Source organism: Thalassotalea ganghwensis, assembly GCF_053485795.1.
In genome coordinates this window covers 77656-93518 of sequence record NZ_JBQRUM010000016.1, presented here as the reverse complement: position 1 = coordinate 93518, position 15863 = coordinate 77656, and the positions used below count along the sequence as shown (strand labels likewise).

Genomic DNA, 15863 nt, shown 5'->3' with positions numbered 1-15863 from the left:
TAGTTTAAAAAAGTGACTATTTTAACCAGCTTACTTGCTAAAAGGTACTGCTTTGTTTGTTACAAGTGTACACTAAAACTTGTTTCTTATTGCCAAATAAAAAAGGGCAAGCGTATTGCTTACCCTGTGTTTTAAAACGTTAATTGGCTAACTATACTTACTTGATGTTAACTCTTCATGTGCAAAGTCATCGACATTAATGGTTTGCAATCGGCCTTCTTCTGCACGAATTAAAATCTCAGCTTCGGCTTCAGAAATAATATTGGCATCGAGTCCTTTTTTCGCCGCATCACCTAAACGATAGAAAGGTAATTTTTCACCCAATTCTTGACAAATTTTATCAAAAATTGGTTCACTGGCTAAAATATCGTCCAATGCTTGTTCTAACTGTCCTAAGAGGTTTTCTTTATCTCGTGTTAAATATTGACCTTTTCCTAAGTTGTTTCTCGCAGCACCAGGAGTTTGCAATATCCTAGCGACTTGGTGGTCAAGTTTATCTGATGGCTTTTGAAGCCAAGTCCCTAATGGGAAAATAAGTGCCCGTAAAGCATATGCAACCACTTTATTTGGAAAGTTATTGATAAGTTCATCGATGGCTAGTTGAGTACGGTACAACGAATCTTCGACTGCCCACTTAAGCAGTGGAAGATCTGATGATTGCCGTCCTTCATCGTTAAAGCGTTTTAAGGTGGCACTGGTTAAGTATAAATAACTTAAAATATCACCTAAGCGAGCAGATATGCGCTCACGACGTTTTAAATCACCACCAAGTACCAGCATGGCTATATCTGATAACATCGCTAAGTTTGAGCTAAAACGCGTCATTAATTGATAATAACGACGAGTATCGTCGCTATAAGGGGCTTTAACTAAACGAGAGCCACTGATTGAAAACCACGCTGAGCGCACAATGTTACTTAAAGCAAATCCTATATGGCCAAATAAGGCATGATCAAAGTCTTTCAATGCCTGTGATTCGTTACTGTTATTCGCCGCAGCAAGTTCAGCAAGAACATAAGGATGACAACGAATCGCACCTTGACCATAGATAATCATACTTCTTGTTAGTATATTAGCCCCCTCAACCGTGATTGCTACTGGTGCACCTTGGTAACCTCTTGCTAGGTAGTTATTCGGTCCCATACAGATCCCTTTACCACCATGAACGTCCATCGAATCATTGATACAAGCACGTAGCTTTTCCGTGAGATGATATTTAGATATTGCAGAAATAACCGAAGGTTTTTCACCTAGATCGATTGCGCCAGTGGACAATGTCGTCACTGCATCCATTAGATATGCGTTACCACCAATACGTGCTAACGCTTCTTCAACACCTTCCATTTTACCAACTGGTAGCTTAAATTGGCGACGAATACGGCTATAGGCGCCAGTCGCTAATGCAATGGATTTTATTCCACCAGCGCTATTCGAAGGTAAGGTTATCGCTCGGCCAACAGATAGACATTCAACTAACATTCTCCATCCTTGGCCCGCCATTTCTGGCCCACCAATAATGAAATCTAAAGGTACAAATACGTCTGTACCTTGAGTTGGACCATTTTGAAATGGCACATTCAGTGGGAAATGGCGTCTACCAGTGATTACACCTTCGATATTGGTTGGTATCAAGGCACAAGTTATTCCAAGCTCTTCAACATCTCCTAGTAGCTTTTCAGGATCTTTAAGTTTAAATGCCAAACCAAGTACGGTAGCTACTGGCGCTAACGTGATATATCGCTTGTTCCATGTAAGCTTCATACCCAGCACTTCTTTGCCGTCAAACTCACCTTTGCAAACAATACCGACATCTGGAATCGCACCAGCATCAGAGCCAGCTTCAGGACTTGTCAACGCGAAACATGGGATTTCTTCACCTTTAGCTAGACGTGGTAGGTAATAATCTTGTTGATCTTTAGTACCGTAATGCTGTAACAGCTCTCCCGGACCTAAAGAATTTGGTACACCAACAGTACTTGCCAACACAGTGCTAGCACCCGATAATTTTTGTAACACTCGCGATTGAGCATAAGCGCTAAATTCAAGACCACCATATTGTTTTTTAATGATCATCGCAAAGAATTTATTATCTTTTAAATATTGCCAAACTTCTGGCGACATATCTGCTCTGTCATGTGTGGTATCCCAGTCGTCAATCATTTTACAGATTTCTTCTACTGGGCCATCGAGGAAAGCTTGTTCTTCAACACTCAGACGAGGTTGAGGGTAGTTATGAAGTTTGTTCCAATCAGGGGCTCCTCGAAATAGCTCGGCTTCAAACCATGTTGTCCCTGCATCTATTGCTTCTTGCTCAGTTCTAGACATTTCAGGCATGATGCCTTTGAACAAGTTTAATAATGGTAAGCTGATATATTTTTTACGTAAGTCACTTATATTCAGCGGTAAAAAGATGATCGCGAAAATTAGCCAAGAGAAAAACGAGACAATATCGTATATTGTGCCTATGGCCATTATGGCTGCAAAGCCCAGAGTGAATGTAGCAAGTGAAGCCCTTGTATAGGCAATAAAGCCTGTAAAAGCAACGGCAATTAGGATCCAAGTTAATGTGTCCAAAATAGCTCCTTAAAGTATTATCAGGTCAGACCACTTGTTAAATCTTAAAATGGCTATCAATAAATAGCAATGGGTTTTTTAGTTTTACCGTATAATAATAGCTGTTTTTAGAAGATATAGTATTTAGGTAGTAGTAAATGTGTGAATTGTTAGCGATGTCAGCTAATGTCCCAACAGATATTTGTTTCAGCTTCAGTGGCTTAATGCAAAGAGGTGGCAACACTGGACCTCATAAGGATGGCTGGGGAATTACCTTTTATGAAGGGAAGGGCTGCCGCAGTTTTAAAGATCCATTGCCGAGCGCACATTCACCGATTGCTGAATTAGTTAAAGAATATCCGATTAAAAGTAAAGCGGTGATTTGTCATATTCGCCAAGCCAATTCTGGTGAAGTTTGCTTAGAGAATACCCACCCATTCTCTCGGCCTATGTGGGGTAGACATTGGACATATGCGCATAATGGTCAGTTAGAAGGATACAAAGAAGCGTTGCCGATTAACTTGCATATACCGGTAGGCACTACAGACAGTGAGCATGCATTTTGTTGGATTTTAGATAAAATTCAACAAAGGTATGGTGCTAAGCAGCCGGACAGTCATACCCTGTTTCACTACATAGCAGAGTTATCAAAGCAAGTTGCAAAATTAGGTGTTTTCAATTTGATGTTAACTAATGGTGAGTATATTTTTGCTTTTTGCACAAATAACCTACATTGGATAACTCGCAGAGCACCATTTGGTAAAGCCAGTTTAATCGACGAAGAAATGACGGTTGACTTTCAGCAAGAAACAACAGAGAAAGATGTGGTAACCGTTATTGCAACTAAACCATTAACAGATGATGAAACTTGGCATCAAATGAAGCCCGGTCAGTGGCAATTGTTCCATTTAGGTGAGCAAGTAATTGGTGGCGTTGAAGCGTTAAGTTAAAAACGATAAAACGTTCTCTTTATTGTTTTGACTTGGGTGTGTGAATTAACCTCAGGTTTGTATAAGAAATCGCACGAAAGCAATAAAGCCAAGCGCTTAAGTTTACTTTGACTTTCTAGTGAGCTACTTTTGGCTTAATTCAAGGCCTATTGTTGTAGGAATAGCCAGCTATTTCACGACAATATAACGCAGAAATAAGTAAAATAGGCGTTAGAAATGCATTCCTAATGCAGAGCTGAGGTTAATTATTATTGAAATTGGTTACTGTGTTAAGTTGGGCTTCAAATTGCTCAACGCCCGATTTTGCTTGATAGAGTTTAACCAGTAAATAATTTAGCTCAGGCGCAAACCAAACGTAGGTGACACGTTTTTTTTCTACCACTTCTCGTTTTAATTTTATGGCTTTTACCAAGCCGTAGGGCAGCATAATCTCTTCTTCTTTCACAAATTCGTAAACATAGTTTTTTATACCACCAGAACTTTTGATAACAGGGTACACGAAAAGCTCTTGTTTAGGATTGTTGATCAAGTTTAATCGATTTTGCAGGTGATAACTAAGCGGGTCTTGCAAGTTTGCAGGAAATGCTTCACTAACTGTCTGATCCTCAATAACATTGTAAGCTTTATTATTGGCTAAATCATAGCGCCATTCGTAATTTTTATCTCGACCTGTGCCTTCTCGGTTGTATTGATAATGCAGAGGCGAAACCATACCGTTTTCAATTGTTAACTGTGATTTTTCAGTGCGAATATCAGAGAAAATGAGCCAATTAATTTCAGTGTGATAACTGTATTCAAATAGTCCGTTTTCTAATGGGACGAGTTTCCTAGTTGCTGTTCCTACAGGATCGGATTTGTGAATAATAGTGTAAGTTGCAGTAAAAGGTTGGACTTGAGGGTTAACTGACTCATTTTCAAAACTATGTGTAGCAAATACATTAAATGTTAAACAAAGTACAATGAGTCTTTTAAACATAATCAACCTTTTATTATTTTATTCGTCGTTTGCATAACCTGATGCAGGTAATGCATTATTATCTAGCACTGCCTGAGCATCTTTCATCACCAGACGTTTTTCACAAAACCATTTTACCACTAAAGGGTAAATACGATGCTCTTGTTCATGGACTCTAGCAGCTAGATCTTCAGCGGTATCCCCGTCAAATACTGGGACTTTCGCTTGTAAAATCACTGGGCCACCGTCTAGTTCTTCTGTGACAAAATGTACACTCACACCATGTTCTTTGTCACCAGCGTCTATTGCGCGTTGGTGAGTATTGAGTCCTTGATACTTTGGCAACAAAGAAGGGTGAATGTTCAATAATTTTCCAGAAAATTGTTGTACAAAGCCAGGGGTGAGTATTCTCATAAAGCCTGCTAATACAACAACATCGGGTTGAAAGCTTTCGATAACCTCGGCAAGCGCTTGGTCATAGTTCTCTCTCGTATCAAACGCTTTATGTGACAAGGTTTTCGACGGTATGTCGTGGTTTTTGGCTCTTTCGAGCCCATAAGCGTCATCCTTATTAGAAATAACGCCAACGACACTTCCAGGGTATTGGTCAGCTTCGCAAGCGTCTATTAACGCTTGCAAGTTGGTGCCGCTTCCGGAAATTAATACAACGATACGACCGGACATGTAAATTAACCTTTTTGGATGACAACTTGCTCAGCTTCAGCGTCGCGCTCTGCAATTTCACCTAGATGCCATGCATTTTCGCCATGGGCGGTTAATATTTCTATACTTTGCTCGACCTTATCTGCTGGTACAGCGATGATCATGCCTACGCCACAATTGAAGGTACGATACATTTCATGGGTAGTGATATTGCCTTGTTCTTGTAACCAGTTAAAAATTACAGGCCATTGCCAGCTTGATTCGTTAACTACCGCTTGAGCTGAATCGGGTAACACACGAGGAATATTTTCCCAGAAACCACCGCCAGTGATATGAGAAAGTGCGTGTACATCAACTTCTTTTAGTAATGCTAATACCGATTTAACATAAATTTTTGTAGGTTCGAGTAGTCGGTCAGCAATAGATTTTCCATCGAGTAATTCGTTCGTGTCAGTATTGTTTACTTCTAATACTTTACGGATAAGAGAGTAGCCATTGGAATGCGCGCCAGATGAACCTAGAGCAATTAACTGATCACCTGATTTGACTTTGCTGCCATCCAAAAGACGAGATTTTTCAGCAACACCAACACAAAAACCTGCAATATCATAATCACCTTGGTGATACATACCAGGCATTTCTGCCGTTTCACCACCAACCAACGCACAATTTGCTTGTACACAGCCTTCTGCAATACCCTCAACCACTGAAGAAGCAACGTCGACATCTAGTTTCGCCGTTGCGTAGTAGTCTAAGAAAAACAAGGGCTCAGCTCCTTGAACGATTAGGTCATTGACACACATTGCAACAAGGTCAATGCCAACGGTATCGTGCTTATTAAGATCAATGGCAAGTCTAAGTTTTGTTCCAACACCATCGGTACCCGCAACTAACACTGGCTCTTTATAACCTGTCGGTAATTGACAAACAGAGCCAAATCCACCAAGGCCACCCATCACTTCAGGACGCGTTGTGCGTTTTACCGCGCCTTTAATGTTTTCAACAAGTGCATTACCTGCATCAATATCTACACCTGCATCTTTGTAGCTTAAAGACTGTTTTTGTTCGCTCACGGGGAAACCTCTATAAATTTAGCGTTTACTGGTAAAGGCGCATATTCTAACAGCGCAAGGCGCTGGTGAAAATCTTTAATGATAAATTATTTTTAACTGAAATTTTTATAAGGCTTTGTGTTAAGATTTAGCTTATCAATGAATCCTAGCTTACTAATATGTTTAGATATTGTTTGTTTTTTTGCTGTTTAATGTTCGCGTGTCTTTTATCGGCAGTAGAAGTTGAAGACTTATATTCTGCAAAAATATTGGTGCAATCCCAACAAAGCGCAGATAGAACTATCGCGCTTAAACAAGCGTTAACCGAAGTTTTTATCAAAATAGGCGGGAATGAAAGTGTCATAGAAAGGCCTTTGTTAAAAAGTGCAATTCGCGACGTTAGTAAGTATGTTTTGCAATATCGTTATCAATTTGATGACCAAGAACTGTCTCTTGTCGCCACATTTAATGAAAGTAAGGTTAATCAATTATTTATTGAAGCCGACTTACCTATTTGGGGAAAGTTAAGACCACAAATAGTTTTTTGGGTGGTTAATGAAACCGACTTAAATCGATCGTTATTAACATCATCTACTGAAAGTGAGTTGAAAGACGCTATCTTATTGCAGGCCAAACGCTATGGATTGCCAGCACTTTTTCCTATCGGTGATATCGCCGATGTTGAGCAGGTTAGTGCTTCAGATGTGTGGGGGCGCTTTATTTCGCCAATTTCTAGAGCGTCTAAACGCTACCTTGCTGAAGCTATTGTTTTAATAAGAATTTCAGATCATAGTTTGCTCTCTGAGCAAGATCTTATTACCAAACAAACCTGTAAATTATGCAGTAAAATGCTTGTCGCAGATTGGGGGATTATTGACACCCAGAAAAATCAGTTGATAAAAAGCAACTCCTATCAACATACTAATGTTAATCAATTGATTTCAGATGTTGTAGCGAATTTATCTGAGCAACTGCATCAGCGTTACGCCTATAATATTAACGAAAATAATGAGTATTTAATCGATGTAGCTAATGTTAACTCCTTGGAGCGCTATGCCCAAATTACCGAATTTTTCAGGGAGCTATCTGTGATCAAGTCATTTAAATTGGTAAGCGCTCTTGGTGAAAATCGTCGATTTAAGCTAGAAATATTAGGTTCAAAGCAATCCTTGTTGCAGTCACTGCAATTGAATCAGTCTCTCAAACAAAATATTGATCCCCTGGCTCCGCAAGTTGAAGATGAGGTCCCTGTTTTTTATTGGAGTAAGCCGTGAAAAAACAAGCCCAATTAGCGCTTCAAGTTACGTTGCCAGATGATGAAACGTTTACCAGTTTTCGTGGGAATGCTAATGCTATTGTTGTAGCACATTTAAAGAGTTATTTGACTTCTGGGCGAATTACTCCTGAGCAAACCCATGTCGATGGTTGTTATCTATTTGGTCAAAAGGGCGTTGGAAAGTCCCATTTGATGCACTCATGTTGTAGTTTTGCTACCGAGCATAAGTTAACCTCAATTTGTTTATCTTTGAAAGATATTACCTCTTATGACGTTGATGTACTTGACGGTTTGGAGCATATGAATGTTGTTTGCTTAGATGACATCGATGTTATTGCTCAACAAGATAACTGGCAGCAAGGCGTTTTTGATCTATATAATCGTGTTGGCGAGCAGGGAAATAAAATTATTATTTCAGGCAATAAAGCCATTAATGAGCTCAATTTAACCCTTCCGGACCTAGTGTCGCGGCTTTCTTGGGGCTATGTTGAGCAACTAAAAGCGTTAGAAGATGATGAAAAACTTGAAGCATTGCAGTTTAGAGCGAGCCAACGTGGCTTGGTCTTAAACTATGAAGTGGCTAACTTTTTAATAACTAGGTTGTCTAGAGAAATGAAAAGTTTACTCGAAGCTCTGGATGAACTTGATAAGGCCTCAATAAGGGAACAGCGAAAAATAACTATTCCCTTTATTAAGCAAGTGCTCATGTCCGATTAATTCTGCTCTATCGGTAAGGCGATTTGCTTGGTTTTGTGAGCTCTGCCAATAACCGGTTGATAAATACCGTCGCCGCGTCTATTTTGTTTTAAAAGCTCATTCGCGATTGACGTTTTATTTGGAGCGTTTAAGTTCAGAGATTCTCTAAAGGTACTTCCTTCTGGTATTTCAATAGGTTCAGATAAGCTAGCAACAGCACTTTCAGGGTTTTCAAAGGTAGGTAAGGCGGTCTTAACCACTTGTAAAATTCGCGGCTTAATAGTGTCTTCACCTTCACGACCACGTTGACCCCATGCAACATTGAGATAGTCATTAGCCTCAGGATCGTATGGCTCTGAAACCATTACATCACGATCTACGTTATAGCGGGTTTTCATCATAAACCCATCAAACAAAATGGCGTAATCTTCATATTGACTGGAGTAGCTGTAAAATTGTGGTGCTGACTCTACTTTAAAAAAGTTGGCAATATCACCTGGTGTATAAGCTTTTTGAACTTCGGTAGACTGTGCTTGTCCACTAAAGCGCACTTGTGCAATATCCCACATTTCCTGGCCATTTAATGGTAAAACTTGTTGTAATACTGAAGATTCATTTTGGCCATTTATACTTCTATTGTAAGCAATACTTTCAATTTTTTGAGTTCGATTGACACTTTGCCAAATCGTACTTGGAAAAGAGTCGTTTGCATGTGCTAATTCGTGATACAACAGCGAAGCAAAGTCGTAAAGGATATCATCCATCTCTCGAGATAAACGAGCACTTATATGGGGAGAGTAGCTTGCATAATCGTTATTTTTAACATAGCGCCATGGCATTTCAAATTTTAATTCATTTTCACTACCTAAATCGGCTCTAAAGTCAGGCGCCTGATTAATGGTATCACGCTCTTCAGGTGTTAACCAAAGATCGTTAGGATCTAGATACATTGCGCCAGTGAAAGATTGATAAAAAGAGGGACGGATATCGTAAGAAATCACGATAGCTGTTGTTGCTCTTAATAAACTTTTAAAGTCATTGTGTTCACTATCGTATTGCTCAAGGAATTCCTTAAAGCGATCTCCCATCCATTGGTGTGAGACTAAAACGTGATTCATGATGTCATCGACTGTTGGTGATTGAGTTACCTGACCTATCAATGGTGTTTCCGTAAAATTACAGGCATTTGAGTTAACTCGTAAATTATTTGCATAAACACAACGAGCTAAATTATCGGCAACCGGTGAACCAGAATTGTAAGGAAATACTTTCGCTAATCTATTGTTAGCGAAGTAGGCGTCTGACGATGAAAGTACTGCAGTTGAAGCATTTTCTATCAGTATTGAAACGATATCAGTATACGCTGAACCATCAATTTCGATTGTTGCTTGAAATTCGACAATGGTATCTTTATCTACAGAAGGTGCATCGAAAAATAGCGACGCGTTACCAGTTAATTCATCAGTAGTCAGCGTAATTGAAGGGCCTGATAGTTGCTCCCAACTAATAGTATCGGCAATTGCGATGTTCTCTGTTTGCTCTTCTCTTAAATCGAAATATGCGCGCAAAGATACGGCATTCTGTTCCAAAACAGCATGACTTGACCGTGCAGACATTGGGCTGTTGTCTTCGGTGACGGTAATCGTTTGTTCCAATGTTTTGCTTGTGCCGTCTTCCTGCGTAAAGCTCACCTCAAAGCTGTAATCACCTGCTTTATCGGTTGAGAAGGAGGTAACTTTTGAAGTTTTTGCCAAAAACGTTACTGGGTCTCCAGCGGTTTGAACCCATTGAATATTATCAACGCCAATATCTGGTGAGATTAATACTAAATCTGCGCTTTGGTTTCTAGCCACAGATGCTTCTGGTACATAGATGCTCGCTTCAACAGCTGGCGTTGTTGGTGTCGTAGGCGTTGTTGGAGTTGTCGGTGTTTGTGTCGAATTGGAAGAACCACCACCACAGCTTGCGAGCAAGGCAATGCTCGTTAGAGCAAATATTTTTTGGGATATTTTCATTACAGGAACCCTAATTTTCGATGTTAAAAGTTAACATTAATTTAACATCGAAAAGGCGGTTTGGCTATTATTTGCTAGTTTTTTTTAATCCTAAACCAAGCTCTTGACCACGGTACTTGGCGTAATATGTGCCTGAAATAAACATCATGGTGGCGAACATCAATTCCAAACAAGCCCAAATAAAGTCGTTGTGTGAAACCCATAAGGTTGTTAAACCGTGCAAAAAATAAAGCATTACGATAAAGTTCGACCAAGCAAATGTATAGGGGTTACCTTGAATTAATCCTTTTAGTGGGAATAGCAACGGCACGGTAAACATTATTAGCGTTAATGCCGGTGATAAGCCATAAGAAGGGTTTAAGTAGAGCAACCAGATAGGTAAGTAAACTAAAAGAGAAAAGTAGCCAATCAAGGCTATTTTCCGGTGTGTTTGAGTTGATAAATATCTTTTCATCGTCATTTAGCTAAAAAGTGATAAGACATTTTCAGGAGGGCGTCCAATAATAGCTTTGTCGCCATTGACAACAATTGGTCTTTCGATCAGCTTTGGGGTTTTAACCATAGCATCAATTAACTCACTATCACTTGCATCAGCTAAATTTTGTTCTTTAAACTCAGCTTCTTTTGTTCGCATCATCTCTAGTGGGCGAACCTTTAATTTTTTAGTAAGCGCACTAATTTCATCAAAAGATAACGGCGTTTTAAGGTACTCTACAATGGTAAAATCATTTGTTTTACTTTCTAATAATGCTAATGTTTCTCTGCTCTTAGAACAACGGGGATTATGATAAATAGTGAACATATTTTTACTCATGATTGTTTAGTAATGATAATTTGTATAACTAAGTTTAATTAAGTCGCTTTATTTTATCTTGCTGCTCTTGCAATTGTAAGATTCGTCCCTTAATTCTTTTCGAAATAATGGGGCGTTCTTCTGCAAAATTTAAAGCGGTATGTAACTCATCGATTGCTTGTGGATAAGCACCTACTAAAACCAATAGTTCAGCTTTACTACTATGCATTAGTGCTTTTTTATTGAGTTTTTTATAAACCGTAGATAGTAAATCATAGGCTAGATAATTCTCGGGGTTTACCAACAGGAAATCTTGTAAGAGGGTGGCAGCTTGCTCTAAATTGTCTGACTCGAGCAAAACATTCGCATAATTAAGCGCTGCAACTTGATTGTTGGGCATCAATAAATTGACATCTTTTAACATTTTTACTGCTTTATCAAATTGCTGTTGACCTATGTAAACATCTGACAACGCATCAATATAAAATAAGTTATTGCCATCACGGTATAATAATGAGGTCAATATCTTTTCCGCGTTGTCATACTGTTTATCTTCTAAATAAGAAAGGGCGAGTCCGTATTGTGCTGCTTCACTAAATGCTGTCTGCTTACTAAGAGATAGTTGTTTAAATTGTTGGATATTGTATTGAGGATCATTTTCATATCTTGCAGTAATTCTCGCTTTAGCTAATTCGAATGAAAGCGAAGGTGGAACAATTTTAGGGGCATAGTTTTGAGCTCTAGTTCTGACATCTGACACACGTGCCTCAGGTAAAGGGTGAGTTAATAACATTGCCGGTGGTTTACTGGTATAACGATATTTTTCTAACATTTTAGAAAAAAAGTTAGGAGCGCCATAAGGATCAAAGCCACTGTTGGCTAATAGCGTCATGCCAACTCGATCAGCTTCGCGCTCATTACCGCGCGTATAGTTAATGCCCATTTGTTGACTAGCAGCCATGCTAGTGCTCAGAGCAGCCATACCGACAGTAGGATTAATCATCGCGAGCAAAACACCGGAAACGATACCAGCCATGGTCAATGGTTGATTACGGCTTTGCGCTTCTATTCTTCTGGCTAAATGTCGTTGAGTAACATGAGATATTTCATGGGCAATAACAGAAGCGAGCTCACTTTCGGTATCTGCGGTGGTGATTAAACCACTATGAATCCCTATATAGCCACCAAAAAAAGCGAATGCATTGAGTTCTTTATTATTCACGATAAAAAAGTTAAAGCCGTAATTTACATCATGGGCATTCTTTACCAATTTATTACCCAAATGATTTATGTATTCACTTAAAATTGGATCGTGAATAATACCACCACGAGCACGAAGTTGCTGCATCATGGCATCACCAATTTGCTTTTCTTTGTCGACGGATAACACGCTAAAACCAGATGTACCAATTTGAGGTAGTTTGTTTTTATTAGCTGATTGTGCAGCTAAACCTGCACTAAAAGAAAGTGAGCAGCATAATAAAGTAAGACAATATTTTTTCAATGTTGGCAAAACTAGGTTTCCATCTGTTGGTTTGGATCTTCTAATAATTGATTTATCTCTAGCGCTGATTTCTTTTGAGAAATTGCTTTGTAAAAATTGGCTATATTAAATCCTATGACATCAATTACTTCAAAGGATTCCATTAATGTTGTAATAATTTGTTCAACGCGTTTGTGTGCGTATTTGATCAAGGCCATATCAGCTTCATCACCATTTTCAAATGCATAGACGATAAAAGCGACGAGATTACTTAACCTAAACATGACCTTCATGGTTTCAGGTCGCCAATGTTTAAAAGAACAATAAGGATGTTCATGTAAACTTCTATTAATACGCTCACCTTGAACAATAGGATAACAATGAAGTTCGTAGTGTTGTTCATTATAGATGTGTCGCAAGCTAATTTTGGGTTTACGATTTAAATGAATAGTTCCCGTTAAATCAATATGTCCTTTTAAATACTCTAGATTTAGGTTGTTTGGATCAAATATTTGTTTATAACCACTATCGAATCCGTGAGAAAGAATGCTATCGAGATCACCTATCGATGTTGAAGCTAAATGATAAATGGTTGGAACATCACTCCAGCTTAGTTTCTTTTTGTAGCTATTGATATCTTTTAACGTTGGATTTTTAGGTAAAGCATTCATGAATAAGTGCCATTAACTCCATTTGAATATTGAACTGTAGATGCCTATCATCATGATTTTAGCACGTAAGTTTCTTAGTAAGGTGTCTCAGGTTTGTTTTGTTAACTATTAACCTGCTGCTCGCTATTGTAATCGATTGTCGCAAATTAGATAATTAAACGAAAGAGCCGCAACGAATTATTCAAATAAATGATATATAAATATGACGCGATTGGTGAAAAGTGTCCATTACCATTAGTAAAAATGCGTCAAATTCTAAATAAAATGACGACGGATGACAGTTGTATTATCACCTTATCGGATAAAGGCTCTTTAACAGATATCCCTAAATATTTAAATGAAAAAGGCTATCTATATTCAGTTAGGCATCTAAGTAATTCAGTTACAGAATTGCATATTAAACAGGTACGTTAATTTATGGTTTCTTTGATTAAAAATTGGTATAAGCGAAAGTTTTCTGACCCTCATGCTGTCACTTTATTACTAATTTTATTGTCTACTTTTCTGGTTATTTATTTTTTTAGTGGTTTATTAATGCCTGTTTTTGTGGCCATTGCGTTAGCATTTTTACTTGATTTACCGGTAAATAGACTAAGTAGTATTGGTATTTCAAGAGGTGTTGCAACAACCATTATTGTCAGCGTATTTGTCGGGGTTGTACTGGTTGCTCTTCTAGGCTTATTGCCCGTTATCTGGCATCAAAGTAGTAATTTAATTCAAGAAGTTCCGCAAATGGTTTCTAAAGGTCAAAGTTATTTAATGACATTGCCGGAAAAATATCCAGATCTCGTTAGAGCTGATCAGATCGAAACCGTGATTGCTCTTGCGAAACAAAACGTTATTGAGTGGGGGCGATTAGCGCTTAAAGCTTCTTTAAATTCAATTTCTGATATTGTTGCCTTGCTTATATACTTAATCTTAGTGCCGCTAATGGTATTCTTTTTCCTTAAAGACAAGTCTCAATTTCTAATCACGTTTAAAACGTTTTTACCTAAAGATCGTGCAATGGCAACGCAAGTCGGTAATGAGATGCATCAACAAATTATGAACTACATACGAGGAAAACTTGTTGAAATCATCATTATTGGTACTGCCTCTACGCTTGCTTTTGCGTTACTTGGATTGAATTATGCGTTGTTGCTAGGGGTATTAGTGGGGTTGTCTGTATTAGTCCCGTATGTTGGCGCCACTATAGTGACTTTGCCAGTAATGCTGGTAGCCTTGTTTCAGTGGGGAGCCGGCCCAGAGTTTGGCTATGTGATGTTGGCATATGGAATAATTCAAGTACTTGACGGTAATTTGTTAGTTCCGCTTCTGTTCTCAGAGGCGGTTAATCTTCATCCAGTAACAATCATTATTGCTGTTATTCTATTTGGAGGGATGTGGGGATTTTGGGGAGTATTTTTTGCTATTCCACTCGCTACTTTGGTTAAAGCGGTCTTTAACGCTTGGTCTACCACTCAAATTGACGAAGAGGTTAGTGCTTGAGCTAAAAACGATAGCGAATAAAAAAGCCGTCTCAAAATTTTATAATGAAACGGCTTGATATTAATCATAGGTTAACGCAAAAAGGCATAGGTTACGCTGTTGCTGAAATTGCTTCCAAGATAACTTCGTGATGATTTTTTGTTTTAAATTTATTGAAAACGTGTGAAATATCACCATCTAAGTCAACGAGAAAGCTGATTCGGTGTATACCGTCATACTCTCGACCCATGAACTTTTTCAAGCCCCAAACGCCAAACTGTTCAGCTACTTGATGGTCAACATCAGATAGTAAGGTAAAGTTGAGTAGATCACGTTTACAAAATTTTGATAATCGCTTAGGCTCATCCGGGCTAATGCCGAAAACGACGACATTTTGCTCGTCCAGCTGAGGTTTAATATCCCTTAAGCCTTGTGCTTGCACTGTGCACCCAGGTGTCATTGCTTTAGGATAAAAATAGACAAGCACTTTCTTTTTGCCGAGGTAGTCGTTCAGCGATACTTGCTGTTCATTTTGATCTATAAGTGTAAATCGTGGTGCTTTATCACCAACTTGGAGTGTTTGCATAGGATCCTCGTCTACATTGATTAGGTTAAATCTTCAATTTGATTTGAATTCACTTCTTTAATACACCCATGAACATCAATTTGTTCACATAATTCGATAAATTCTGATTCGAGTTTATCGGTGCTTGTATCTTCGGTTAGTGCGATTAATATCGTTGCTTTAGTTTGGTTGGTTTTTTCATCAAATTCTGATTTTAGCGACGAAATATCAATACTACGGGTGGCAAAAAATGCGGTTACCGCTTTAAGTACGCCAGGTTGATCAATTCCAGCGTAGTCGACTTGGTAATGCTTAGTAAAATCGCGCTGCTTGTAGCCGGTCGTGCGCTTCATCATGGTAATGAGTTCTTGCTCATGAGCCACTTGAGGAAGTTTTACTTCTAATTGATTAATTGCTCTTAATGTCCCTTTGAGTAGCATGATCATGGTAAATTCATGTCCAAAAATGGCCATGCGGCTATCGACAATATTACATTCACATTCACATGCGAGCTTAGTTAATTCACTTACACTTCCTGTGCGATCGGCCCCCATAGCTGTCAATACGAGATATTCTGGCATTTATTAGCTTCACTTAGGTCATTCAAAAATGGCGACATTGTATCCTAAATTACTTATTAACGCATGGTTAATTAGAAACTTAGTTAAATAGGGGATTTTAGCTAACTTAACGCTTGAGTTTATCCTTATGGGAAAGTACCATT

At 38.6% G+C, this 15863-nt stretch carries 16 protein-coding genes; 5 read left to right on the top strand and 11 right to left on the bottom strand.

The features are described from left to right. Positions 1-147 precede the first annotated feature (147 nt). Complete coding sequence (fadE, locus tag ACSLUH_RS15335; RefSeq protein WP_448568565.1) at positions 148-2574, bottom strand: acyl-CoA dehydrogenase FadE; 2427 nt, start codon at positions 2572-2574, stop codon at positions 148-150. Positions 2575-2711: 137 nt separating this feature from the next. Between fadE and ACSLUH_RS15330 the strand changes: the two genes are divergently transcribed. After that, complete coding sequence (locus tag ACSLUH_RS15330) at positions 2712-3503, top strand: class II glutamine amidotransferase (protein WP_448568563.1); 792 nt, start codon at positions 2712-2714, stop codon at positions 3501-3503. 241 nt (positions 3504-3744) lie between these two features. Here ACSLUH_RS15330 and ACSLUH_RS15325 read toward each other — a convergent pair whose 3' ends face one another. Genes ACSLUH_RS15325 through purM form a run of 3 tightly spaced genes read right to left on the bottom strand, consistent with a single transcriptional unit; the run spans position 3745 to position 6194 of the window. After that, a complete protein-coding gene (locus ACSLUH_RS15325; protein WP_448568562.1) occupies positions 3745-4479 on the bottom strand; it encodes a DUF3108 domain-containing protein in 735 nt (244 codons plus the stop codon). 18 nt (positions 4480-4497) lie between these two features. Continuing rightward, the gene (gene purN / locus ACSLUH_RS15320; protein ID WP_448568561.1) at positions 4498-5142 is read right to left on the bottom strand and encodes a phosphoribosylglycinamide formyltransferase; all 645 of its coding nucleotides are present in this window, start codon (positions 5140-5142) and stop codon (positions 4498-4500) included. 5 nt (positions 5143-5147) lie between these two features. After that, positions 5148-6194 (bottom strand): phosphoribosylformylglycinamidine cyclo-ligase, encoded by a 1047-nt coding sequence (purM, locus tag ACSLUH_RS15315; protein ID WP_448568559.1) that lies wholly within the window; start codon positions 6192-6194, stop codon positions 5148-5150. Between the two features lie 191 nt (positions 6195-6385). On the opposite strand from purM, the gene ACSLUH_RS15310 reads away from it, so the two are divergent. Both ACSLUH_RS15310 and hda read left to right on the top strand, forming a co-directional pair. Further along, the gene (locus ACSLUH_RS15310) at positions 6386-7447 is read left to right on the top strand and encodes a DUF2066 domain-containing protein (RefSeq protein WP_448568557.1); all 1062 of its coding nucleotides are present in this window, start codon (positions 6386-6388) and stop codon (positions 7445-7447) included. Next, positions 7444-8166, top strand: coding sequence for a DnaA regulatory inactivator Hda (hda, locus tag ACSLUH_RS15305; RefSeq protein WP_448568555.1), 723 nt, complete (start codon positions 7444-7446; stop codon positions 8164-8166). Before ACSLUH_RS15310 ends, hda begins: the two co-directional genes overlap by 4 nt. Here the strand turns inward: hda and ACSLUH_RS15300 are convergent. The 5 genes from ACSLUH_RS15300 to ACSLUH_RS15280 all read right to left on the bottom strand — a co-directional run bounded on the left by ACSLUH_RS15300 (position 8163) and on the right by ACSLUH_RS15280 (position 13107). Continuing rightward, on the bottom strand, positions 8163-10160 hold the full coding sequence (locus tag ACSLUH_RS15300; RefSeq protein WP_448568553.1) for a hypothetical protein: 1998 nt from the start codon (positions 10158-10160) through the stop codon (positions 8163-8165). The two genes, hda and ACSLUH_RS15300, sit on opposite strands and share 4 nt — an antisense overlap. 67 nt (positions 10161-10227) lie before the next feature. Continuing rightward, entirely contained in the window at positions 10228-10614 is a 387-nt protein-coding gene (locus ACSLUH_RS15295; protein ID WP_448568551.1) for a DUF2069 domain-containing protein, read from the bottom strand. Positions 10615-10620: 6 nt separating this feature from the next. Next, on the bottom strand, positions 10621-10974 hold the full coding sequence (gene arsC, locus ACSLUH_RS15290; RefSeq protein ID WP_448568549.1) for an arsenate reductase (glutaredoxin): 354 nt from the start codon (positions 10972-10974) through the stop codon (positions 10621-10623). A gap of 34 nt (positions 10975-11008) precedes the next feature. Beyond that, a complete protein-coding gene (gene bepA, locus ACSLUH_RS15285; protein WP_448568547.1) occupies positions 11009-12466 on the bottom strand; it encodes a beta-barrel assembly-enhancing protease in 1458 nt (485 codons plus the stop codon). Positions 12467-12468: 2 nt separating this feature from the next. Next, positions 12469-13107, bottom strand: coding sequence for a hypothetical protein (locus tag ACSLUH_RS15280; protein ID WP_448568545.1), 639 nt, complete (start codon positions 13105-13107; stop codon positions 12469-12471). Between the two features lie 189 nt (positions 13108-13296). On the opposite strand from ACSLUH_RS15280, the gene ACSLUH_RS15275 reads away from it, so the two are divergent. Both ACSLUH_RS15275 and ACSLUH_RS15270 read left to right on the top strand, forming a co-directional pair. Next, entirely contained in the window at positions 13297-13521 is a 225-nt protein-coding gene (locus ACSLUH_RS15275) for a sulfurtransferase TusA family protein (protein WP_448568543.1), read from the top strand. Positions 13522-13524: 3 nt separating this feature from the next. After that, a complete protein-coding gene (locus ACSLUH_RS15270) occupies positions 13525-14595 on the top strand; it encodes an AI-2E family transporter (protein ID WP_448568541.1) in 1071 nt (356 codons plus the stop codon). Between the two features lie 91 nt (positions 14596-14686). On the opposite strand, the gene bcp is transcribed toward ACSLUH_RS15270, so the two are convergent. Beyond that, on the bottom strand, positions 14687-15160 hold the full coding sequence (gene bcp, locus ACSLUH_RS15265; RefSeq protein WP_448568539.1) for a thioredoxin-dependent thiol peroxidase: 474 nt from the start codon (positions 15158-15160) through the stop codon (positions 14687-14689). A gap of 20 nt (positions 15161-15180) precedes the next feature. Continuing rightward, positions 15181-15720: a glycine cleavage system transcriptional repressor gene (locus tag ACSLUH_RS15260; RefSeq protein ID WP_448568537.1), complete on the bottom strand. Its 540-nt coding sequence runs from the start codon at positions 15718-15720 to the stop codon at positions 15181-15183. Positions 15721-15863 lie beyond the last annotated feature (143 nt).